Origin of the sequence: Thalassospira sp., from assembly GCF_048059015.1 — a bacterium.
Classification (GTDB): domain Bacteria; phylum Pseudomonadota; class Alphaproteobacteria; order Rhodospirillales; family Thalassospiraceae; genus Thalassospira.
Map to the genome: position 1 here is coordinate 145,832 of NZ_JBLLNT010000002.1, position 17,957 is coordinate 163,788.

The 17,957-nt window shown below is 54.4% G+C and carries 15 protein-coding genes; 8 read left to right on the forward strand and 7 right to left on the reverse strand.

From position 1 onward, the window contains the following. Nucleotides 1-9 precede the first annotated feature (9 nt). Nucleotides 10-936 carry an acetyl-CoA carboxylase, carboxyltransferase subunit beta gene (gene accD / locus ACMZ66_RS01320; protein WP_416933694.1) on the forward strand — a complete coding sequence of 309 codons (927 nt, stop codon included), beginning with the start codon at nucleotides 10-12 and terminating at the stop codon, nucleotides 934-936. A 1-nt stretch (nucleotide 937) separates the two neighbouring features. Beyond that, the gene (locus ACMZ66_RS01325) at nucleotides 938-2,227 is read left to right on the forward strand and encodes a bifunctional folylpolyglutamate synthase/dihydrofolate synthase (RefSeq protein WP_416933696.1); all 1,290 of its coding nucleotides are present in this window, start codon (nucleotides 938-940) and stop codon (nucleotides 2,225-2,227) included. Here the strand turns inward: ACMZ66_RS01325 and ACMZ66_RS01330 are convergent, their stop codons facing one another. Continuing rightward, nucleotides 2,228-2,794: an alpha/beta fold hydrolase gene (locus ACMZ66_RS01330; protein WP_416933697.1), complete on the reverse strand. Its 567-nt coding sequence runs from the start codon at nucleotides 2,792-2,794 to the stop codon at nucleotides 2,228-2,230. A gap of 49 nt (nucleotides 2,795-2,843) precedes the next feature. Further along, entirely contained in the window at nucleotides 2,844-3,620 is a 777-nt protein-coding gene (locus ACMZ66_RS01335; RefSeq protein WP_416933699.1) for a hypothetical protein, read from the reverse strand. 301 nt (nucleotides 3,621-3,921) lie between these two features. Between ACMZ66_RS01335 and polA the strand changes: the two genes are divergently transcribed. The 4 genes from polA to ACMZ66_RS01355 all read left to right on the forward strand — a co-directional run bounded on the left by polA (nucleotide 3,922) and on the right by ACMZ66_RS01355 (nucleotide 9,663). Beyond that, a complete protein-coding gene (gene polA / locus ACMZ66_RS01340) occupies nucleotides 3,922-6,741 on the forward strand; it encodes a DNA polymerase I (RefSeq protein WP_416933701.1) in 2,820 nt (939 codons plus the stop codon). 270 nt (nucleotides 6,742-7,011) lie between these two features. Next, a complete protein-coding gene (locus tag ACMZ66_RS01345) occupies nucleotides 7,012-7,761 on the forward strand; it encodes a substrate-binding periplasmic protein (RefSeq protein ID WP_416933703.1) in 750 nt (249 codons plus the stop codon). A gap of 164 nt (nucleotides 7,762-7,925) precedes the next feature. Further along, a complete protein-coding gene (locus ACMZ66_RS01350; RefSeq protein WP_416933705.1) occupies nucleotides 7,926-8,705 on the forward strand; it encodes a substrate-binding periplasmic protein in 780 nt (259 codons plus the stop codon). A 118-nt stretch (nucleotides 8,706-8,823) separates the two neighbouring features. Beyond that, nucleotides 8,824-9,663, forward strand: a complete 840-nt coding sequence (locus tag ACMZ66_RS01355; RefSeq protein ID WP_416933707.1) for a substrate-binding periplasmic protein — start codon at nucleotides 8,824-8,826, stop codon at nucleotides 9,661-9,663. 57 nt (nucleotides 9,664-9,720) lie between these two features. On the opposite strand, the gene dapB is transcribed toward ACMZ66_RS01355, so the two are convergent. The 4 genes from dapB to ACMZ66_RS01375 all read right to left on the reverse strand — a co-directional run bounded on the left by dapB (nucleotide 9,721) and on the right by ACMZ66_RS01375 (nucleotide 14,648). Further along, on the reverse strand, nucleotides 9,721-10,521 hold the full coding sequence (gene dapB, locus ACMZ66_RS01360) for a 4-hydroxy-tetrahydrodipicolinate reductase (RefSeq protein WP_416933709.1): 801 nt from the start codon (nucleotides 10,519-10,521) through the stop codon (nucleotides 9,721-9,723). Between the two features lie 129 nt (nucleotides 10,522-10,650). Next, a complete protein-coding gene (gene dnaJ, locus ACMZ66_RS01365) occupies nucleotides 10,651-11,790 on the reverse strand; it encodes a molecular chaperone DnaJ (RefSeq protein ID WP_416933711.1) in 1,140 nt (379 codons plus the stop codon). A gap of 104 nt (nucleotides 11,791-11,894) precedes the next feature. After that, complete coding sequence (gene dnaK / locus ACMZ66_RS01370; protein WP_416933713.1) at nucleotides 11,895-13,811, reverse strand: molecular chaperone DnaK; 1,917 nt, start codon at nucleotides 13,809-13,811, stop codon at nucleotides 11,895-11,897. A gap of 336 nt (nucleotides 13,812-14,147) precedes the next feature. Next, complete coding sequence (locus ACMZ66_RS01375) at nucleotides 14,148-14,648, reverse strand: DUF2244 domain-containing protein (RefSeq protein ID WP_416933715.1); 501 nt, start codon at nucleotides 14,646-14,648, stop codon at nucleotides 14,148-14,150. 208 nt (nucleotides 14,649-14,856) lie between these two features. Here ACMZ66_RS01375 and nth point away from each other — a divergent pair, with 208 nt between their 5' ends. Continuing rightward, on the forward strand, nucleotides 14,857-15,498 hold the full coding sequence (gene nth, locus ACMZ66_RS01380; protein WP_416934592.1) for an endonuclease III: 642 nt from the start codon (nucleotides 14,857-14,859) through the stop codon (nucleotides 15,496-15,498). A gap of 46 nt (nucleotides 15,499-15,544) precedes the next feature. On the opposite strand, the gene ACMZ66_RS01385 is transcribed toward nth, so the two are convergent. Further along, complete coding sequence (locus tag ACMZ66_RS01385; RefSeq protein WP_416933717.1) at nucleotides 15,545-16,945, reverse strand: penicillin-binding protein activator; 1,401 nt, start codon at nucleotides 16,943-16,945, stop codon at nucleotides 15,545-15,547. On the opposite strand from ACMZ66_RS01385, the gene rsmI reads away from it, so the two are divergent. Further along, nucleotides 16,909-17,955, forward strand: coding sequence for a 16S rRNA (cytidine(1402)-2'-O)-methyltransferase (gene rsmI, locus ACMZ66_RS01390; protein WP_416933719.1), 1,047 nt, complete (start codon nucleotides 16,909-16,911; stop codon nucleotides 17,953-17,955). The two genes, ACMZ66_RS01385 and rsmI, sit on opposite strands and share 37 nt — an antisense overlap. The last annotated feature ends 2 nt before the right edge of the window (nucleotides 17,956-17,957 follow it).

Below are 17,957 nucleotides of genomic sequence, written 5' to 3' on the forward strand. Positions count from 1 at the left end.
GTATCCGATATGTCGTGGCTGACTGAATTCGTCCGTCCAAAGATTCAGAAACTCGTTCGCCGTACAGATGTGCCAGAAAACCTTTGGCACAAATGCAAATCGTGCGAACAGATGATCTTTCACCGTGATCTGGCTAAGAACAATCATGTTTGCCAGCATTGCGGCCATCACATGCGGATTTCCGCCAAAGACCGTCTTGAGATCCTGTTCGATGGTGGCAAGTACCAGACCATCGAACTGCCGAATGTTCCGGTCGATCCGCTGAAATTCCGTGATCAGAAAAAATACACCGACCGCCTCAAAGCGGCTCAGTCCAAGGCGACCTACAAGGACGCGCTGGCTGTGGCCCATGGTGAGGTTGGTGGTCATCCGACCGTTGTTGCCGTGTTTGATTTCTCCTTTATGGGTGGGTCGATGGGCATTGCCGTTGGCGAAGGCATCGTTGCTGCCGCTGAACTGGCAATCGTTCAGGATGCTGCACTGATCATCGTCCCGGCTTCGGGTGGCGCACGTATGCAGGAAGGCATCCTTAGCCTGATGCAGATGGCGCGTACGACGGCTGCGATCGAAAAGGTCAAGGAAAAGGGCCTGCCCTATTTCGTGCTCCTGACCGATCCGACCACCGGTGGCGTTTCCGCATCCTTTGCCATGCTGGGCGATATCCAGGTGGCAGAGCCGGGCGCACAGATCGGCTTTGCCGGTCGCCGCGTGATCGAAAGCACCATTCGCGAAAAACTGCCTGATGACTTCCAGACGGCCGAATACCTTCTGGAACATGGCATGGTTGATATGGTTGTTGCGCGTTCCGAACTGAACGCGACCTTTGGCCGCCTGATCGACATGATCCGCCGCACCAAACCGGGTGCCAGCGTGGTTCCGATCAAGGATGCCAAAGCCAAGGCTTCCAAATCCAAAGACCTGAGTGCGGATAAGTAACTTGGCGCGCAGCGACGCAATTCTTGCTCGTCTTGGCAAGCTGCACCCAAAAGTCATCGACCTTTCATTAGGGCGGATTACCCGGCTTCTTGAAAAGCTGGGCAATCCGCACCTTGCGCTGCCGCCGGTCATTCATTTGGCCGGGACCAACGGCAAAGGCTCCACCCAGGCCTATCTGCGCGCCATCTATGAGGCCGCCGGATTACGGGTTCATTGTTCGACATCCCCGCATCTTGTGCGTTTCCATGAACGCATCACGCTTGCTGGTGAAATGATTTCCGAAGACGCGCTGTGTGATCTTTTGGAAGAAGTCGAAACCGTTAATGGCGGTGAATCCATTACATTCTTTGAAATCACGCAGGCAGCAGCGTTTCTGGCGTTCGCGCGTGTTCCGGCCGATGTGCTGGTTCTTGAAACCGGGCTTGGCGGACGTGTTGATGCGTCAAACGTGATTGATCAGCCCGCCGCAACCGTGATTACCCCGATCTCGCTTGATCATCAGGGGTTCCTTGGCGACACGATTGCCAAAATCGCCTTTGAAAAAGCCGGGATCATGAAGCCCGGCGTCATTAGCGTTCTCGCCCCCCAGACCCTGGATGCGTTTAATACGCTGGTGACCCACGCCAATAACATCAATGCCCGCATCTTTAATGATTTCGATGTCATTGAAGAACGCGAAGACGGCTTTGATCTGCGCATTGGCAAGGATGTGATTTCCCTGCCCCACCCGGCACTTCCGGGGCGTCATCAATATACCAATGCCGCGACCGCAATTGCGACGGTACGCAAGGCCGGAATCCCCGGGTGTGACGGCATGGATGTCGATATTCTCGCCCGTGGCCTGCAAAACGCCAGCTGGCCTGCACGGCTGCAAAAGCTGACCAAAGGACCGCTATGCGATGCCCTGCCCGATGGCTGTGAGCTGATTTTGGATGGCGGGCATAATATTGCTGCGGCCGAGGTGATCTCGGACTGGCTGTCACGCCAGCCAAAGGGCGATACGCTGGTGATCATGGGCATGCTTGATAACCGTGACGCTGAGGCGTTCTTAAAGCCCGTCGCACCGCAAATCAGCGCCTTTGCCGGTGTCCCGATCCCCGGCGAACATCAGGCTCATCTCCCCGAAACCCTGCGCGACGCAGCAACGGCATGCGGCATCGCACCGTCATTTGCCTGTGACGGGTTCCAAAACGGCCTTGAAACACTTTTGGCAGCACATCCCAATCCCAAACGGGTTTTGATCCTGGGATCGCTGTATTTGGCCGGGCTGGTTCTGGAGAACCACGCCTGATCAGGCGTATATAAGAATTTTATCAATCAATAGATCAATATCACCGTCCAACATCATGTGTCCGGCGGTGTTTAGTGTAATCTGATTGGCGCTGGGAAGCCTGTCCAGATAGGTCTGGCAATGGGAAAACCCGACAATCTTGTCATCCTTGCTGTGACAGAAATGCATTGGGTTACAGTGCGCTAGAACGCCAAGCTCATCCTTGTTTAAAGCAAAATCTGTTACTTCCCAGTCTTCTAGCCCCCAAAATGGTGCGGCAATGCTAAAAACCGCTGCAAAGCGGTTGTTATCACGCCAAATTTGCGGATTTCGCGCCAGATATTGCAAGATCGACGACCCGCCCAGCGAATGACCGACCAAAACAGCGCCCGATTTGGCCTGTGACACTGCCTGATCAATGCCAGATAGCCACGCATTAATATCGGGACGTTCAGGGTCTGGCATGGCAGGTGCGATGATGTGACACGTATCGCCAAGCGCTTCATTCAGGCGGGAAATCAAACCACTACTGCCATTTTGCCCACCTTGTGGGCCAGCACTGTGGATAAAAACCAGATCGCGGCGCATTGTCGTGTTGCCTCCGTCTTCTGTTTGTCGGCACCCCGGCGGTCAGCGATCAGATTTCTGGCAAGCGGACCTTTGATCCATTACCACCACCGCCGGCAGCAGGTCCGTCATCCGTATCGGAACTGCGCAACCGCAGACTTCCTGCCTTATGGACCTTGCGGCGATCCCGGCGCACACCCGGTGCCAGATTGGCCGGGCCATCTTTGCCAGCCCCGCCATAGACCCGTTCAAAATCGCTGTTTTTAGCAGTATCACGGCGAACTTTCTGGCCGGTGACCCAGGTATATCCAAGGACATAAAGCAGGAACCCGCCAACACCGATGGTCAGGGTCAGGAACTGCAAAACCGGAATGAAACTGCCAAAAATCTGCCCGCCGCCATAGATCATGAAGATGCACAAGGCGGCAACCGGGGCCAGGGCCAGGAAGAAGATGCTGCGCACCTTGTGCCGGATCGGTCCGTAATGCATCAGCATCGCATAGAACAGATACATCAGGGCGACAAACACCACGAGTTTGATCAAAAGAATGAAGTGATCAAAATTGGCAAGGCGTTGATTACGTTCGTAAATACCGAAAAACAAAAACAGGCCATGGACGACAAGGCCGAAACTACCAAAGGTCAGGACAAAGCGCAGCCATGCGGTGACGCTGAAAAATCGGCGCCATCCGGTTCCGTTCGCCGTTGTGGTGCGACGGTTTTCCTTTTTGCCTTTGCGCTTCCGGGTGGCGAGTTTCATATCGTCTGAAATCTCGCGCGCCGGACCGGCGGTTTCCACACCGATGCCCTTTGGGCTGAATACTGGCTTTTCTGATTTCCGGGCCACGAACCCGATCTCCCATGTCCCTTGGGATGAATTTATTCATCACCATAGCAATCCGAAGTCAGACTGATAAGCACAAAGAACCCGGTCTGAATAAATCTTCGGAAAACCGCAGCTTAACTCGCTTATTTCGACACCGTAATATTATGACATTTCCCATTTAATCATCAGACAAATATCCTGACATTTCCTGTCAGGAACCGGGCTGTTTTTGCCCAAATCGCGCAGGCTATACTCGACTTGCGTGCCCGGATCGGGCATTCTTCGGGCCAACTCATTTCACGATCAAAAGAGCACGAGACGCATGACAGATTCCGCCCCGTCCACCGCCAATACGTCCACTGGCTCAGCACCGCGCCGTGTCGTACTGGTTGACGGTTCCGGCTTTATTTTCCGCGCTTTCCACGCCCTGCCGCCAATGACCAGCCCCGATGGCACCCCGGTCAATGCGGTTTATGGCTTCTGCACCATGCTGATGAAGCTGCGCGAAGATACCAAACCCGACCATATGGCGGTGATTTTCGACACCAAGGGCAAATCTTTCCGCAACGATTTCTATCCGGATTACAAGGCACACCGTCCGCCAGCCCCCGAAGAACTGGTGCCCCAGTTCGGACTGATCCGGGATGCGACGCGCGCCTTCAACCTGCCGTCGATCGAGCTTGAAGGATATGAGGCCGACGATCTGATCGCGACCTATGCCCGTCAGGCCGAGGCCGAAGGTTCTGACGTGATTATCGTGTCTTCGGATAAAGACCTCATGCAGCTTGTCACCGATCGGGTGCAAATGTTTGATGCGATGAAGAATCGCACCATCGGTGCTGCCGAAGTCATAGAAAAATTCGGGGTCAATCCGGACAAGGTCATTGATATTCAGGCACTTGCCGGTGATTCCGTCGATAACGTGCCCGGTGTTCCGGGTATTGGCATTAAAACCGCTGCCCAACTTATTGATGAATATGGCGATCTTGATTCTCTACTGGAACGCGCAGGCGAGATTAAACAACCCAAGCGCCGCGAGAAACTGATCGAGAATGCCGAACTTGCCCGTATTTCGCGCGATCTGGTGACGCTCAAGACCGATGTTCCGGTGGTCGAGGCACTTGATGGCTTCGAGCTTAAGGAACCGGACCCGGAAGTTCTTTTGAGCTTCGTGGCAAGTCACGGCTTTAAATCACTGCTTTCTAAAGTAAAAGCCAAATTTGGTGGTGACGTTGAATTTGAAAGCCCGACGGCCGCCGGTGTTGGTGTTAATGATATCAAGGTCGAAAAGGCCGAATATGAACTGGTGCAAGATGAAGAACGTCTAAAGCACTGGATTTCCTCGGCTGAGTATCTTGGCACCGTTGCGGTTGATACCGAAACCACATCGCTTGATGCCCATCAGGCCAAACTGGTTGGCATTTCGCTTTCGACCGAGCCGGGCAATGGCTGCTATATCCCGCTTGGCCATGTCAGCGGCGAAGCACAGGGCGGCTTTGATTTCGGTGACAATCCCGCAGAAAGCAGCGACGCACCCAAGCAAATCAAGCTTGAGCGCGCGATTGAACTGCTTAAGCCGCTTCTCGAAGATCCGGGTGTTCTCAAGGTCGGTCAGAACCTGAAATACGATATGATCGTTCTGTCGCGTCACGGCATCAATGTTGCGCCGATGGATGACACCATGGTTATATCCTATGTCCTTGATGGCACCAGCCACGGGCATGGCATGGATGAACTGGCCGAACTGCATCTTGATTACAAGCCGATCCCGTTCAAGGACGTCTGTGGCAGCGGCAAGACCCAGATCACCTTTGATCAGGTCCCGCTTGATAAGGCGCTTGATTACGCTGCTGAAGATGCCGACATCACGCTGCGCCTGCATCGCTTGTTGAAGCCGCGCATTGCCCAGGAACATATGGCAAGCGTCTATGAAACGCTTGATCGTCCGCTGGTGCCGGTTCTGGCGCAAATGGAACGCCTTGGTGTGAAAGTTGATGCGGAAATCCTCAAAGGCCTGTCTGAGGACTTCGCCAAACGCATGGCAAGCCTTGAGGTCACCATTCATGAACTGGCTGGTGAGCCGTTCAATCTGGGCAGTCCCAAGCAGCTTGGCGAAATCCTGTTTGACAAGATGAGCCTGCCGGGCGGTAAAAAGACCAAGACCGGCGCATGGCAGACCGGCGCAGACGTGCTTGAAGGCCTTGCCGCCCTTGGCCATGACCTTCCGGCCAAGCTTTTGGAATGGCGTCAGCTTTCCAAGCTTAAAAGCACCTATACCGATGCGCTGGCCCATCACATCAATCCGCAAACCGGACGCGTGCATACCAGTTACGGTCAGACGCATGTGAATACCGGGCGTCTGTCGTCAAACGATCCGAACCTGCAAAACATCCCGATCCGTAGCGAAGACGGCCGGAAAATCCGTACCGCCTTTGTCGCAGAACCGGGTCACAAGCTGATTTCTGCCGACTATTCGCAGATCGAATTGCGTCTTCTGGCCCATGTTGCGGAAATTGAGGCGCTTCGCGAAGCCTTCAAGAACGGCGAGGACATTCACGCTGCGACCGCGTCCAAGGTCTTTGGCGTTCCGATCGAGGGCATGGACCCGATGGTCCGTCGTAAGGCCAAGGCGATTAACTTTGGCATCATTTACGGCATTTCTGCCTTTGGTCTCGCCAATCAGCTTGGCATTCCACAAAAAGAAGCCAAGGCGTTTATCGAAGCCTATTTCGAGATCTATCCAGGCATTCGCAAATATATGGATGAGGCCAAAGAATTCGCCAAAAAGCATGGCCATGTCCGCACCCTGTTTGGCCGCAACATCCATATCAGCGGCATCAATGACAAGAACGGCATGCGCCGAAGCTTTGGCGAGCGTGCGGCGATTAACGCCCCGATCCAGGGCGGTGCGGCCGACATCATCAAACGCGCCATGATTGCGGTGCCCGGTGCCTTACTTGATGCCGGGCTTAAGACCCGCATGTTGCTTCAGGTCCACGATGAATTGATCTTTGAAGCCCCGGAAGACGAGGCGGAAAAGGCCATCAAGGTCATCCGTGATGTCATGGAAAATGCCGCCCATCTGTCCGTACCGCTGATTGCCGATGCCGGCATTGGCGATAGCTGGGCGGACGCGCATTAACCGCGCGATCTACCTTCAAGGTCCCAACCAAAAGCCTCGATCCGTGATCGGGGCTTTTGCACATTCACCTTCTGCATTGAAATTCTTCATTGTTTGGTAAACCAGCAGGTTCTGATACCGTATAGAGGTTAGCCTGATCAAACGAGGCAACCTTTGACCAACATCGCAAGAAAACCTGCCGTGACAGTGCAAGGACGGCTCTGCATACCAATTTTCCGTATGCTGGCTGTTACTATGTTTGGTCTGATGTTTGCGATTCTCGGCGGACCCATGGCGATTGCGCAGGAGCCACTGCCGGGATCAATGGACCATGTCCGGCTGGTAACGACCGAATGGCCCCCCTATTCCGGCGAAGACCTGCCCGGCAAGGGTCTTGTCAGCATCATCGTCAAAGGGGCCTTTGCCCGCAACGGCACGGAAATCCAACTCAGCGTCATTCCGTGGCGGCGCGCCCTGCGGTCGATGTCGCCAGGCGAAAACACGGCCGATGCCATCTTTCCGCTTTATGGCAGCGCATCGCGCCGATCCACTTTCTATCTCAGCGAAGCCATCAGTTTCAGCCCTGTCGGTTTTGTCTTTATCCGCGGCAGCACCTTTGACTGGCAAACCCTTGATGATCTTGACGGTCTGACGATCGGAACGGTTGGAGGATATGTAAATACGCCGACATTTGACGCCCGCGTCGCATCGGGGAAAATCAAAACCATTGAGGCCAATGATGATCTGTCCCTGCTGCGCCTGTTACAGGCCGGCCGGGTTGATGCTGTCGTGATGGATCAACTCGTTGCCCGGCAACTACTGGATACCTTGTCAGAATTTCAGACCACACGACGCTTGTTTGTCTTTCATAACCAGCCACTTGCCTTTGAATCCCTTCATGTCGGGTTCAAACGCACGCCTGACGGACGACTTCTGCGCAATATCTTTAATCGCGGCCTGCGTGCGCTTCGCTGCACCGATAATGACTGTCGGAATTCATGGCCAAGCACTGCCTATTTCTCATATGACAATCGTCATTAACACCACCGTACCGAACGGGTTTGCCTTTTCTGTAACTTGAATTTCCCCTGACAGCCGCACAACATAAAGAAGACCGGATATACAAGGTCCAACAACCAGGCGAGTGAAGATTGGTAGGGCAGTTAACCCACATTGGCGCAAAGCCCCCCTCCCGCGATAAGAGTATGTGTCGTTTGGCAAAGTGCGCGCTTGTGACCGTTCTGATGGCTTTTATCGGCTTGTCCACATTTAGCGCAAGTCATGCACAGCAGAAGCTTGATAGCGCGCCTCCCGAAACATCGGGCCAATCCAAGACCTTCCAGTTGGCAACACTTTACTGGCCACCCTATACCGGTCAGGAACTCCCTGGCCGTGGGCTGAGCAGCATGATCGTACGCAATGCGCTTGCATCGGAAGGGATCACGTTCTTGCCGATCTTTTATCCCTGGCGCCGGGTCACCAGCAGCTTTAACAACGATCCCAGCATCATCGGCTATTACCCGGAATATCGCGCACCGGAACTTGAAGAGCGCTATCTGTTTTCCGATCCGATCGGCTACAGCCCGCTTGGTTTTGCCTATATCGTCGGAACAGATTTTGACTGGGAAACGTTTGATGACCTTCGGCAATTTGAACTGGGGGTGGTTGCCGGTTATATCAACGAACAGCATTTCGACGACATGGCCCGACGCGATGAACTTTCCGTGGTCGAAGCCAACGATGACCTGACCCTGATCCGGCTTTTGGTTGCCGGACGCATTGATGCAGCGGTCATGGATCAACAGGTGATGCATTACCTGATCGGCACCCAACCCGATCTGACAAAGCATGCCGGACAACTGATTTTCCACCCGCATCATCTTGATAACAAATCCCTGCATGTGGTGTTCCCTCGATCGGCCGAGGGCAAACATGCGCTTGAAGCGCTTAATCAGGGGCTTGAACGATTCAAAGTTAGCCAGTAACGCTGCTATTATCCTCAAAGGTACGTTTTCCGTAACGTAATTTCGCAATCTTACCCTTTTAAACCTCCCCACACCCCCCACTTATGGATAGGGAGCGACACATTGGCGGGAGGTACAAATGAAGGCCACGGCAGCATGCCGGTTTGCGCCTTTGATATCGAGATTGGCGGGACTGGCAACGGGTGTAACATTGATTTTCGCGACAGCCGTCACCTTTGTGACGACAGGCAGAGCGATGCCAGACAGGGTCGATCTGGTCACACTTGATTGGGCACCCTACACAGGTTTGGATCTGTCAGGCCATGGTCAGACATCGCAAGTCATCACTGCTGCGTTCAATGCGGTCGACATCCACTACACCATCAATGTAATTCCTTGGAAGCGCGCCCTGCAAGGAATACTTCATGACCACACTTATGATGCGATTTACCCGCTATATCGCACGCCGCAACGACTGGAACATTTTTTGTTATCCGATCCGGTCGGAACCAGCCCGCTTGGCTTTGTCCATCTGCAATCAACCAAACTGACATGGGACCATTACGTGGATCTCAAAGAATATGTGATTGGCTATGTCATTGGATATACTTATAAATCCCGCCTTCGCAAAATGCTTGAGAGCAACCAGCTCAAAGCCGTTTCAGCCCATGATGATGAAACGCTGTTGCGCCAACTGATCGCCGGCCACATAGAAATTGTCCTGATGGATCACAATGTCGCGCAGCATCTTGTCACAACGCACCCTGAATTTTCCAATGTCGCAGACTTACTGATCTACAACCCACATTTGGTGATCGAACAGAGCTTGCATGTCGGTTTTCCAAAGACTGAACAGGGTCGGCATTTGCTCGAACAGTTCAATCTAGGGCTTCGTATAAATGATTGCAGCAACCGTGATTGCGGATCGGAAACAGTCCCTGAGCCGCTACCGCTGGCAGAAGCAATTAACGGCCAATAAAAAAACACCACCCTGTTTCCAAGGTGGTGTTTTGCATTTCAGTAATATTTTCAGATCTTAAAGGCCCAAAACTTCGCGCATGGAATATAGGCCGGGTGCCTTGCCTTCTGCCCATTTCGCGGCACGAACCGCGCCCTTGGCAAAGACTTCACGCGACGATGCCTTATGGGTGATTTCAATGCGTTCGCCCTCGCAGGCAAAGACTACCGTGTGATCACCGACCACGTCACCGCCGCGAAGCGTTGCAAAACCAATGGTGCCATCTTCACGCGCGCCGGTATGGCCATCGCGCGAACGCACCGACACATCATCAAGGTTCACACCACGGCCCTTGGCCGCCGCTTCACCCAGACCAAGGGCGGTGCCAGACGGTGCGTCGACCTTGTGCTTGTGATGCATTTCAACGATTTCGATGTCAGCCACATCCTTGTCCAAGATGCTTGCGACCTTTTCGACCAGCGCAAAGGCCAAATTCACGCCGACACTCATATTCGGGGCGAAAATGATCGGGGCCTTTTGGGCAGCGACCTTAAGCTCATCTTTCTGATCGTTTGAAAGACCGGTGGTGCCGATCACAAGGATAGTGCCGGTTTCAGCTGCCAGGCTTGCATGTTTCATGGTTGCGGCCGGCGCGGTGAAATCAATGACCGCATCCACGGTTTCAAACAGCGTGCGTGCATCATCGCCAACCAGAACGCCGCTTTCTTCGAGACCGGCAATCAGGGTGACGTCCTTGCCGATGAAGGGGCTTCCGGGAAGGTCGGTGCCGCCACCAACTTCACAGCCCTTGGTCTTGGCCGTTTCATTGACCAACATCCGTCCCATACGGCCAGCACATCCAACAATCCCGATCTTCATTTCCGGTCTCCTCCGGGCAAGCATTTCAAACGTGCATTTGCTTTAACACAAGGCCCAGCGCAGGCAAAACAAAACCCCCGACAGAACTGCCGGGGGTGATGATTTTAGCTTTGAAAAGCCGACCTGACATTAATCCGTCAGGTCTTTCCAGATTTCTTTCATCTTGGAGAAGAACCCTTCGCTTTCCGGGCTGGAGCCTTCTTCGCGGGAAATCTCGTCGAACTCTTCCAGAAGCTCTTTCTGGCGGTCGGTCAGATTGACCGGGGTTTCGACACTGATTTCGACAAACATGTCACCGCGTGCCTGACTGCGCAGGATCGTCATGCCCTTGCCGCGCAGACGCAGCTGCTGACCTGATTGGGTTCCGGCAGGGATATTGATCCGGGTGCGTGTGCCTTCGATCGTCGGGACCTCGATGGTGCCGCCAAGGGCAGCTTTGCTCATCGGGATCGGAATCCGGCAATAGAGGTTGGCACTTTCGCGCTGGAAGAAGCGATGATGCCCGATATCAAGGAAGATATAGAGATCACCGGGAGGCGCACCGTTCGTGCCTGCCTCGCCCTCGCCCGCAAGGCGAATGCGCGTGCCGTCTTCGACACCGGCCGGGATGGTGACCTGAAGGGTCTTTTCCTTTTCGACGCGACCAACACCGTGACAGGATTTGCACGGGTTTTTGATGATCTTGCCTTTGCCATGACAGCTTGGGCAGGTGCGTTCAATGGTAAAGAAACCCTGCTGGGCGCGGACTTTGCCGTGACCATTACAGGTCGGGCAATTGACCGGCTGGGATCCAGCTTCGGCACCGGTTCCATCACAGCTTTCGCATGAAACAGAACCCGGAATAGTGATTTCGGCCTTTTTGCCTTCGAACGCTTCTTCAAGCGTGATGGCCATGTTGTACCGAAGGTCCGCACCGCGCGATGATCCACCGCCGCCGCGACGACCGCCACCCATGGCACCGAAAATCTCGTCAAAGACATCGGCAAAGCCACCGCCACCGAAACCGCCGCCGCCAAAGCCGCCTCCACCACCGGGGCCGCCCTGTTCAAAGGCTGCGTGACCAAAACGGTCATAGGCCGCACGCTTTTCCTGATCTTTCAGGACTTCGTAGGCTTCATTGACTTGCTTGAATTTTACTTCGGCTTCAGCATCGCCCGGGTTCTTGTCCGGGTGAAATTTCATCGCCTGTTTGCGATAAGCGCTTTTTAGCTCAGCTGCGCTGGCGTCTTTACTGACACCCAACAGCTCGTAAAAATCTTCTTTCGCCATCTGTAACTCCGAAATACGGTCGGGCCGTTCCCGCAATTATCTGCGTCCGGAACGGCCCGATTTTTCTTTACAGGGCGTCGTTCAAGACGACCTCTGCGGTCGTCTTACTTGTCTTTTTTGTTGTCATCGACTTCTTCAAAGTCGGCATCAACAACACCGTCATCAGCCTGGGCCGATGCACCCGCGTCAGAAGCTTCGCCGTCACCAGCTTCTTCCTGCTGCGCCTGATACATGGCTTCGCCAAGTTTCATGGCTGCCTGCTGCAGTTCGTTCAGCTTGGTGGTGATCGCTTCGGCATCGTCACCGTCCTTGGCTTCTTTCAGAGCTGCCAAAGCGCTTTCGATTTCCGATTTGGTTGCGTCATCAACCTTGTCACCATGCTCCGAAAGGTTCTTTTCGGTCGAATGGATGATGGCTTCTGCCTGGTTGCGGGCTTCAACAAGTGCCTTACGCTTCTTATCCGCTTCGGCGTTGCTTTCCGCGTCCTTGACCATGTTTTCGATTTCGTCGTCCGAAAGACCACCAGATGCCTGAATACGGATCTGCTGTTCCTTGTTGGTCGCCTTGTCTTTGGCAGACACGTTGACGATACCGTTGGCATCGATGTCAAAGGTCACTTCAATCTGCGGAACACCGCGCGGTGCCGGCGGGATACCAACCAGATCAAACTGACCAAGCATCTTGTTGTCGGCTGCCATTTCGCGTTCGCCCTGGAAGACGCGGATGGTCACGGCCGTCTGATTGTCTTCAGCGGTCGAGAAGGTCTGCGACTTACGGGTCGGGATCGTGGTGTTACGGTCGATCAGGCGGGTGAAGACACCACCCAGCGTTTCAATACCGAGCGACAGCGGGGTCACGTCGAGCAGAAGAACGTCTTTAACGTCACCCTGCAGAACGCCGCCCTGAATTGCTGCGCCAAGGGCAACAACTTCGTCCGGGTTAACGCCTTTGTGCGGCTCACGACCGAAGAACTCTTTAACGCGTTCCTGAACCTTCGGCATACGGGTCATGCCGCCGACCAGAATAACGTCGTCAATTTCACCCGCGGTGATGCCGGCATCCTTAAGGGCGGCTTTGCACGGGGTCATGGTGCGTTCGATCAGATCACCAACCAGACCTTCAAGCTTCGCACGCGACAGCTTGATGTTGAGGTGTTTCGGGCCAGATGCGTCTGCGGTGATGAACGGCAGGTTGACATCGGTCTGCATCGACGAGGAAAGCTCGATCTTGGCTTTCTCAGCGGCTTCTTTCAGGCGCTGCAGAGCCAGACGGTCTTTACGCAGGTCGATCTGCTGTTCTTTTTTGAACTCGTCCGCAAGGTAATCAATGATCTGTTTGTCGAAGTCTTCACCACCAAGGAAGGTGTCGCCGTTGGTCGACTTAACTTCGAAAACGCCATCGCCGATTTCAAGAACGGACACGTCAAACGTACCACCGCCAAGGTCATAAACGACCACGGTGCCACCGTCTTTCTTGTCCAGACCGTATGCAAGTGCTGCTGCGGTCGGCTCGTTGATGATACGTTTGACTTCAAGACCCGCAATCTTGCCGGCATCTTTGGTCGCCTGGCGCTGGGAGTCGTTGAAATATGCCGGAACGGTAATCACGGCTTCAGTTACCGGCTCACCCAGATGGGCTTCTGCGGTTTCCTTCATTTTCTGAAGAACCATGGCTGCGATCTGGCTCGGTGCCATTTTCTCGCCATTGACTTCAACCCATGCATCGCCGTTCTCGCCCGATACGATTTTGTAAGGTACGAGGTCTTTGTCTTTTTCGACTTCCGGATCGCCATAGCGACGACCGATCAGACGTTTAATGGCAAACAGGGTGTTTTCCGGGTTGGTCACTGCCTGGCGTTTCGCCGGCTGACCAACAAGGCGCTCACCATCATCGGTGAAAGCAACCATGGACGGGGTAGTGCGGGCACCTTCACTGTTTTCAATCACGCGGCCTTCTTTGCCATCCATGACTGCAACGCAGGAGTTGGTAGTGCCAAGGTCGATACCAATAATCTTACCCATAGTAAGTTCCTCTTTTAGCGGCCGGTCCGTCCCGCAGCCTCCAAACTGAAGCACCGCGCAGGACCTCCTGGGACCAATGGTTATAATACACGCAAATTTTCTGGGGTCTCTTCATGACCCCGCGCACCTATATATGAAAGTCCCCACAAAGTCGCAAGCGGTCAAAGTGGGGAATCTTGGGTGATTTTGGCGATCAAAGTGCAATTTTTATCCAATGACGGGCAATTTGACCGGTGCTATCACGCAGATATGGCGTATCAGGCTGGTTTTAGGCCGCGAAATCACTGCTTTTCAAATCGCTCATAACCGGGTTGCAAAAGCCTCAGATCAGCCCGATCACATCGGCATAGGCGCCGGATAACAACGGGTCTGACGCAAAACCGCCTCAAGCCGCGCAGCCAGATCGGTCTTTTCATCGGCCCCTAAAAAGCGCGCAATTTCGAGACTTTTGCCATGTGTTCGTAAAAACAGCGCACATTGATCATCCTCGCCACGCTCCAAAACCACGCGCAGCCAATAGGGCTGAAAATCAAACTCGGCGCGTTCGCCGCGTGCCGAGATTTGTGTCACGCGCAGGGTGCCTGGCCGAAGCTCAATCCGTTCTTCGGCGCGCGCAGACCGGAAGCTGAAATGAAATGCCAGGGCAAGCAAAATCACATCAACACCCAAAAACCCGATCACCGGCCAAGCCCCAACCGACCAGAAGATAAAGCCAATCGTCGTGGTGAGTGCTGCCAGCATAAAAAGGATGTTGCGGGCCGCCCGGCGCGACAGCGATCGGGGCGGAAACAGATCCACCCGAAAGATCGGCTTTGCACTGCGTGGCACGGCGGACATGGATGGCACCTGTTGCTGTGATCGGCAATTTTGCGCCCGTGTTTGGCACGACTGCAATCAAAATTCGATTTTTCGATATGTCACGTTTATATATTGGAACTTCAGGAGATCGGATCAGGGGCAGCGTGCTTTTTCGCAAATGCCTGTCCCCAAATCGGCTGCCAAAGCAGCCCATAAATAAAAGAGATTGCTGTCCATGGCCCGCCCGATGAACAAAGCCGCCATCGAAGAATTTTTCCAGCGCCTGTCTGATGCCGACCCGGAACCCAAGGGGGAGCTTGATTACACCAACCCCTATACGCTTTTGGTCGCTGTTGCCCTGTCCGCACAAGCAACCGATGTCGGGGTGAACAAGGCAACCAAGAAGCTGTTTCAGATCGTCGTGACCCCGCAAGACATGCTTGATTTGGGTGAAGAAGCGCTGATTGATCACATCAAGACCATCGGGCTTTATCGCGGCAAGGCCAAGAATGTGATGGCCGCGGCCAAAATCCTTGTCGAAAAGCATGGCGGGATTGTGCCCAACGATCAGGAAGCGCTTGAAGAACTGCCCGGTGTTGGCCGCAAAACCGCCAATGTGGTGCGCAACATCGCCTGGGGCGAACATACCATGGCGGTCGATACCCATATCTTCCGTCTGGGCAACCGTACCGGCATGGCCAATGGCAAGACGGTTCTGGCTGTGGAAAAGGCGCTGCTTAAAAAGGTGCCGTCGCGGTTTATGACCCATGCCCATCACTGGCTGATCTTGCATGGGCGTTATATCTGCAAGGCGCGCAAGCCGCGCTGTGGCGACTGCATCGTCAATGATCTGTGTAATTTCAAAGACAAAACGCCTGCCGAGGCTTAAGTCGGCAGGCGTTTGAGGCTGATATAACCCAGTATTCCATGGCCGATCAGAAGACCTGATCAAACGCTGCTGGTGCCGGTGCAACCACCTTCGCACCATCTGGCTGGATTTGCATGATGGCGTATCCGCGTTCGGACTGACCATCGGCGGTCAGACGGAAAATACCATCCACACCGACAAAGCCGCTTGGATTGGTAAGGGCCGATTGCGCCATGCCATTTTCTTCGCGTGCCATCAAAGCAGCCAAAGCCGTGCTGTCATAGGCAAGACTTGAGATGCGGGGTGGCTGAGTGCCAAATGTGCGGGCAAAGCGGCTGGCAAACAGTTCCCAGTTTTCCGGATTGGGCGCTGCAAAAATGCCACCCTTAAGGGCTGGTTCGGCAAACAGGCCCGGATCGTTCCAGCCAAAGGTGCCAATGAACTGCACCACAGACGGATCAATATCGAAATAGGCCAGAAGTGCCGATACCTGACGCAGATCACCACCGGTGGCCGGCAGAATCAAAGCATCAAAATCAAGCTCGCCATAGGTATCGATACCTTCAAGCCGGTTCAAGGCACGCCGTGCGCCTGCACTGCCATCTGCTTCAAGCTGCGCCTTGTGCGCACGCAGATTTGCGCGCCTTGCATCATAATTGGCAAAATCACGAATGGTTTGCTGCAGGCTTTCCGAGCCCGGCTGATAAAACGCCACCCGGCCCATGGTTCCGCCAACCCGCGAGACAACGGAATTAAGCGCACTGGCGATCTGACGACCATAATCGTTCTGCGGCAAAAGGGCCGCAAACCGATAACGCCCCTGCGTCGTTGCAAACCCAACCGCACGGGCAATCTGATCTTCGGGGATCAGGCCACTGACCCAAACACCGTTTTCCGCCACGCGACGGTTGTTGGAAAAGGCAATGACCGGAACATTGGCCGATTTGGCAACTTCACTGGCGCCACTAACCGATTCGGAAAATAGCGGACCGAGGATCATTTTCGCACCGGCATCAACCGCTTCGCGTGCAGCCTTTTGACCGCCTTGATACGTGCCCGCCGTGTCGATCGGCATCAGGACAAAATCGTCCCCTGCAATATCAAACATGGCAAGTTCGGCCGCGTGGCGCATCGCGCGGCCAAGATCGGCATGCTGACCTGAAAGCGGCAGCAACAATGCCACGCGTTTTTCAAACAGTGCGGCATCATCGTTATAAAGTGTCGGAAGCTGCGCCCCTTCACCTTCGGGAAGGGCTGCTTCGCTTGGCCACGGGTTGGCGTCGGGGATCAGGCCCTGATCGGGTGCGCCTGTTGGGTCAACACCAGGCTGATTGGCGGTTTCGACCGGGGCCCCACGTTGCGTACCAAACAGGTCCGTGATACTCGTGGTCGCATTACATGCGGCAAGCCCGACAGAGAGGACAACAACTGATGCCGTCCGGCGTGCAATCCGGCTCCGAGCCGACAACCGATCCTGATTTAGCAACGCCTGACGCGGCAGCGCCTCTTTCTGCATCCGATTTGGCATCGGATGACGTTTCGGACAACGCAATCTCACCTCCCGATAAGTCATTTAGCACGCAGGGTAATGCGGGCGAAGATGCAAGTAAACATGATCAAAGCCATTTGCCGTTATCATCTGGTCTTTATCTGGTTGCTACTCCAATCGGAAATTTGGGCGATATTACGTTCAGAGCGCTCGATATCCTCAAAAGAGCCGATGTGATCCTGTGCGAAGACACCAGAACATCGGGAAAATTGCTGTCGCGATATGGCGTCAAGACCAAGCGAATCGCCTATCACGAACATAATGCCGCCAAGATGCGCCCGGAAATCATGGACCGCCTTGGTAAGGGTCAGGGACTTGCTCTTATTTCAGATGCCGGAACACCGCTGATCAATGATCCGGGTTATAAACTGGTACGTGATTGCAAGGCAGAAGGTTTCATGGTCACCGCGGCACCGGGTGCCGCATCGCCGATTACCGCCCTGATCCTGTCGGGTCTTCCCAGCGATCATTTCTTTTATGCCGGTTTCCTGCCGCCAAAATCCATGGCGCGCAAAAAGGAACTTGGTCGCTTTGCCCCGATCCCGGGCAGCCTCATCTTTCTTGAAAGCCCCAAACGCCTTGCCAGCAGTCTGGCCGATATGGCCGAGATGCTGGGTGGCACGCGCGAGGCCGCGGTCACCCGCGAACTGACCAAAATGTTTGAAGAAGTCCGCAACGGCACCCTTGGCGAATTGGCTGCACACTATGCCGAGGCCGGCGCGCCCAAGGGCGAGATTGTTGTCATTGTCGGTCCGGCAGATGCTTCAGAAAATGAACCAGATGCCGAAGACATTGATGCAAGGCTGCGCGAGCTGATCCAGACGCACCGCACCAAAGAGGCCGCCGACATCCTTGCCAAGGAAACCGGCCTTAAGAAGCGCGACCTTTATAACCGCGCGCTTGAACTCGCCAAATCAGAGAACGACTAGCC

What these genes read in the sequence shown, in the direction of transcription:
- accD (WP_416933694.1), top strand. Translation starts at nt 10, where the DNA reads ATGTCGTGGCTGACTGAATTCGTCCGTCCAAAGATTCAGAAACTCGTT.
- ACMZ66_RS01330 (WP_416933697.1), bottom strand. Translation starts at nt 2,794, where the DNA reads ATGCGCCGCGATCTGGTTTTTATCCACAGTGCTGGCCCACAAGGTGGG.
- polA (WP_416933701.1), top strand. Translation starts at nt 3,922, where the DNA reads ATGACAGATTCCGCCCCGTCCACCGCCAATACGTCCACTGGCTCAGCA.
- ACMZ66_RS01345 (WP_416933703.1), top strand. Translation starts at nt 7,012, where the DNA reads ATGGCGATTGCGCAGGAGCCACTGCCGGGATCAATGGACCATGTCCGG.
- ACMZ66_RS01350 (WP_416933705.1), top strand. Translation starts at nt 7,926, where the DNA reads ATGTGTCGTTTGGCAAAGTGCGCGCTTGTGACCGTTCTGATGGCTTTT.
- ACMZ66_RS01355 (WP_416933707.1), top strand. Translation starts at nt 8,824, where the DNA reads ATGAAGGCCACGGCAGCATGCCGGTTTGCGCCTTTGATATCGAGATTG.
- dapB (WP_416933709.1), bottom strand. Translation starts at nt 10,521, where the DNA reads ATGAAGATCGGGATTGTTGGATGTGCTGGCCGTATGGGACGGATGTTG.
- dnaJ (WP_416933711.1), bottom strand. Translation starts at nt 11,790, where the DNA reads ATGGCGAAAGAAGATTTTTACGAGCTGTTGGGTGTCAGTAAAGACGCC.
- dnaK (WP_416933713.1), bottom strand. Translation starts at nt 13,811, where the DNA reads ATGGGTAAGATTATTGGTATCGACCTTGGCACTACCAACTCCTGCGTT.
- ACMZ66_RS01375 (WP_416933715.1), bottom strand. Translation starts at nt 14,648, where the DNA reads ATGTCCGCCGTGCCACGCAGTGCAAAGCCGATCTTTCGGGTGGATCTG.
- nth (WP_416934592.1), top strand. Translation starts at nt 14,857, where the DNA reads ATGAACAAAGCCGCCATCGAAGAATTTTTCCAGCGCCTGTCTGATGCC.
- rsmI (WP_416933719.1), top strand. Translation starts at nt 16,909, where the DNA reads ATGCCGTCCGGCGTGCAATCCGGCTCCGAGCCGACAACCGATCCTGAT.